Here is a 3,295-nt window from a genome sequence, read left to right as displayed (position 1 = left end):
GGCCACGTTCAACACCAGCCGCTTCCCCACGGTGGCGCCCTGGATGGGCTTCACGCTTGACTGGTTCACGGTGCTGTGGAACGACCGGGCCATGTGGACAGCTCTGTGGACAAGTTTTCTGATCGGAGTCGGCGTGATCGTCCTGGCCGTCCCGATCGGATTGTCGGCGGCGCTGCTGCTGTACCGCCTGCACAGCAAGGCGCGGACGGTGCTCTATGCCGTGATGGTCTCGCCGCTGCTGACTCCGGGCGTCATCATCGGCATCTCGACGCTGGTGTTCTGGGACCGCTGGCTGGACGTCAAGGGCGGCATCTTCCTGACGGTGATCGCCCAATCCAGCTTCATTGCGGCCTATGCGATGCTCCTGTTCATGGCTCGCCTGCAACGCTTCGACCTGACGCTGGAGGAAGCCGCACTCGACCTCGGCGCCAGCCACCTGCAAGTGTTCCGCCGAATCACCCTGCCCTACCTGATGCCGGCCATCCTGTCCGCCGCCTTCATCGCCTTCCTGCAAAGCTTCGAGAACTACAACACGACGATCTTCGTGCGCGGACTGGACACCACCCTGACCGTCTATATCGCGTCCAAGGTCCGCACCGGCCTGACCCCCGCCGTCAATGCCCTGTCGGTCATCATGATCGGCCTGACGATTCTGGGCGCCTTCGTCTACGAACTCGCCCGCCGCCGGGAACTCGCCCGCCAGGAATCGGCGAAGCGACGCGCGGTCCAGGCCGACATGGCGCTTGCCGGAGCGGCCCTTTAACGATCCGGAGCGGCTGGCGCGTCCCTACAGGCGCGCCAGCCGCTCCGTCAGCAACTCATAGAACCCGTCCGAGTCGATCTGGTTGATCACCAGGGCGTTGGCCGGCTTGCCCGTGACGCCCCACCAGTCCACCACCGTCATGCCGAGCGTGCGTTCCGACGCAGTCTCGACCTCGACCGCGACGCGCTTGCCCTTGAACAGGTCGGGCCGCAGCAGCCACGCGATGACGCAGGGATCGTGCAGCGGCCCGCCGTCCGTCCCGTACTTCGCCTCGTCGAACCGTTCGGAGAAGTCGAGCATGGCCGCCACCGCCAATCCGGCCGGAGAACCCAGCGCCCGGAACCGCTCGACCCGGACGCGTGTGCTCATCGCCTTGTGGGTGACGTCCAGCGGCATCATCGTGATTGGAGCGCCGCAGCTGAAGACGTTGTGCGCAGCATGCGGATCGACGTAGATGTTGAATTCCGCCGCCGGGGTGATGTTGCCGCCTTCCGCCCAGCCGCCGCCCATCAGAACGACTTCCCGGATCTTCGGCACGATGCCCGGCTCCTTGACCAGCGCCATGCCAAGGTTGGTCAGCGGCCCCAGCATGCACAGCGTGATCGACCCGTCTTCCGCCGCCATCAGCGTATCTACCAGGAAATCGACCGCATGGCCCTGTCTCAGCGCCATTACCGGTTCCGGCAGGTCCGGACCATCCAGCCCGGTCTTGCCGTGGACGTGTTCCGCAGTGATCAGCCGGGTCCGCACCATCGGCCGCGCACAGCCGGCATAGACGGGGATTTCCGGCCTGCCCGCCAGTTCGCAGATCCGGCGCGCGTTCTTTTCCGTCAGATTGAGCGGTACGTTGCCGGCCACGGCGGTCACGCCGAGTATCTCGAATTCCTCGGGCGACGCGAGCGCCAGAAGCATGGCGACCGCGTCGTCCTGACCGGGATCGGTGTCGATGATGATCCGCCGTGGCGTCATGGGGAAACCTGTCCGTCTGTAGGGTCTATCTGTCTGTTCAGGTTAGACCGAAACAGATAATCCCCTTCACGCCCCGGCGAAAGACTCCATCAGCTTATCAGTTCGAGGAAATGGCCTGAGTCGACATCCGGCGCAGCATCTCGACATGGCGCTGGATAACGGGGGCGTAGCGTTGCGCGAACTGCCTCAGCTCGACGTCCTGTCCCCGGTTGGACTGGATCTGGAACAGCCCCAGCGTCGCTTCATGGTCGGCAAGCTGCTGCGGAACGTATTGCCGGTCGAACTCGGACCCGGACAGCTGCTCGAGCATGTCGCCGATTTCCTGACGCCCCGGATCGGGCGAGCTGGGCGGCGTGACACCCTTGTTCGACGCCAGCGCTATAAGGTCCTTGTTCATCTGGGTATGTTCGGTGACCATCATGCCGCCGAACTCCTTGACCTGCTGCCTGGATGCCTGCGTCTGTGCCAGTTGGCCCAGTTCGACCTCGGCAAGGCTGCTGTAGGCGGCCTGGGAAATGAAGCTGCGGTCGGCGGCGCTGAGCGACGACGACTCTTTCGAAAGATTGGCCATGCCGAACGGGCTGGAGCAGCCAGCCAGGACAACGAGAGCAAAACCGGCAGTAGCGAGGCGCACCTTGCGCATTATCGTTCCTCCAAAGTTCATTATCGCACGCATGCATGGCCCCTAACCGGCGGCGAAAGATTTGATCTCGCAGCTACGATGGGATTATGCCCTGAGCGGTTCAGGACATTCGACGGCATGGTTCCGTCCTGCTATGCGTTCGCTTGCGCCCGACAGCCCGACTCGGGTATCTCATCCCCCGGATCGCCTTACCCGAGACCGCCATCTTGACCACCGGCATCGCCCTTCCCGCACCTCCCCATCTCGAGGGGCTTCCATCCCCCGGCGCGCGGTCGTCGGGCCAGCCCGGAATCGCCTTCTTCGATTTCGACGGAACGCTGGTGCGCGGCGACAGCCTTCTGCCGTTCCTGTCGCTGATCGTGGGAAAGAAGCGGGCCCGGCTGTCGCTGATGCGGGCTGTTCACGGCGCCATTCAGCTCCACGCGACGAAGCGCCAGTTGGGCAGCGACATCCGCACATCGACCAAGGCGATCCTGCTGCGCCTGACCCTTACCGACGTTCCGGTCGCGGAAGCCCGCGCCGCCGCCGAGCGCCTTTCGGGCTGGGTGCGCTGGAACGGTCCGATCCTGGACGCGCTGAAGTCCCATCAGGACGCCGGACGCCGCGTCGTGGTCGCGACCGGCGCGCTCGACCTCTACATGCCCGAACTACTCAAGGACCTCGGCATCGACGACCTTCTTGCAACCGGGCTGGAGGAAGTCGACGGCGTCCTGACCGGCCACATGAAGGGCGGCAACTGCGTCCGCGCCATGAAGGCCCAGCGCGTCTCCGCCTACCTGCACCACCACGGCCCGTTCGGGGAGACCTGGGGCTACGGCAACCGTCCCAGCGACGTGCCGATGCTCGACCTGCTGCATAACAAAGTGATCGTGTAGGGTGTCCGCGGCCCGGATGAGACGAATACGTAAGTATTCGTCATG

Annotated in this window: 4 protein-coding genes; 2 read left to right on the top strand and 2 right to left on the bottom strand. The window is 64.6% G+C overall.

The features are described 5' to 3' along the window. Positions 1-763 (top strand): ABC transporter permease (locus AC5JJ6_RS05400; RefSeq protein WP_496041061.1); only part of this gene is annotated, 763 nt, incomplete at its 5' end. 24 nt (positions 764-787) lie between these two features. Here AC5JJ6_RS05400 and AC5JJ6_RS05395 read toward each other — a convergent pair. Both AC5JJ6_RS05395 and AC5JJ6_RS05390 read right to left on the bottom strand, forming a co-directional pair. Further along, positions 788-1,732, bottom strand: a complete 945-nt coding sequence (locus AC5JJ6_RS05395; RefSeq protein ID WP_496041060.1) for a nucleoside hydrolase — start codon at positions 1,730-1,732, stop codon at positions 788-790. A 97-nt stretch (positions 1,733-1,829) separates the two neighbouring features. Next, positions 1,830-2,375, bottom strand: a complete 546-nt coding sequence (locus tag AC5JJ6_RS05390) for a DUF4142 domain-containing protein (protein ID WP_496041059.1) — start codon at positions 2,373-2,375, stop codon at positions 1,830-1,832. A 206-nt stretch (positions 2,376-2,581) separates the two neighbouring features. Here AC5JJ6_RS05390 and AC5JJ6_RS05385 point away from each other — a divergent pair, with 206 nt between their 5' ends. Next, complete coding sequence (locus AC5JJ6_RS05385; RefSeq protein WP_496041058.1) at positions 2,582-3,250, top strand: HAD family hydrolase; 669 nt, start codon at positions 2,582-2,584, stop codon at positions 3,248-3,250. The last annotated feature ends 45 nt before the right edge of the window (positions 3,251-3,295 follow it).

It is taken from the genome of Skermanella sp., from assembly GCF_059503625.1.
This window is presented reverse-complemented; position numbering and strand designations above follow the sequence as displayed.

Excerpts from the sequence above, each read along its gene's own strand:
- AC5JJ6_RS05390 (WP_496041059.1), bottom strand. The coding sequence starts at position 2,375 with ATGCGCAAGGTGCGCCTCGCTACTGCCGGTTTTGCTCTCGTTGTCCTG.
- AC5JJ6_RS05395 (WP_496041060.1), bottom strand. The coding sequence starts at position 1,732 with ATGACGCCACGGCGGATCATCATCGACACCGATCCCGGTCAGGACGAC.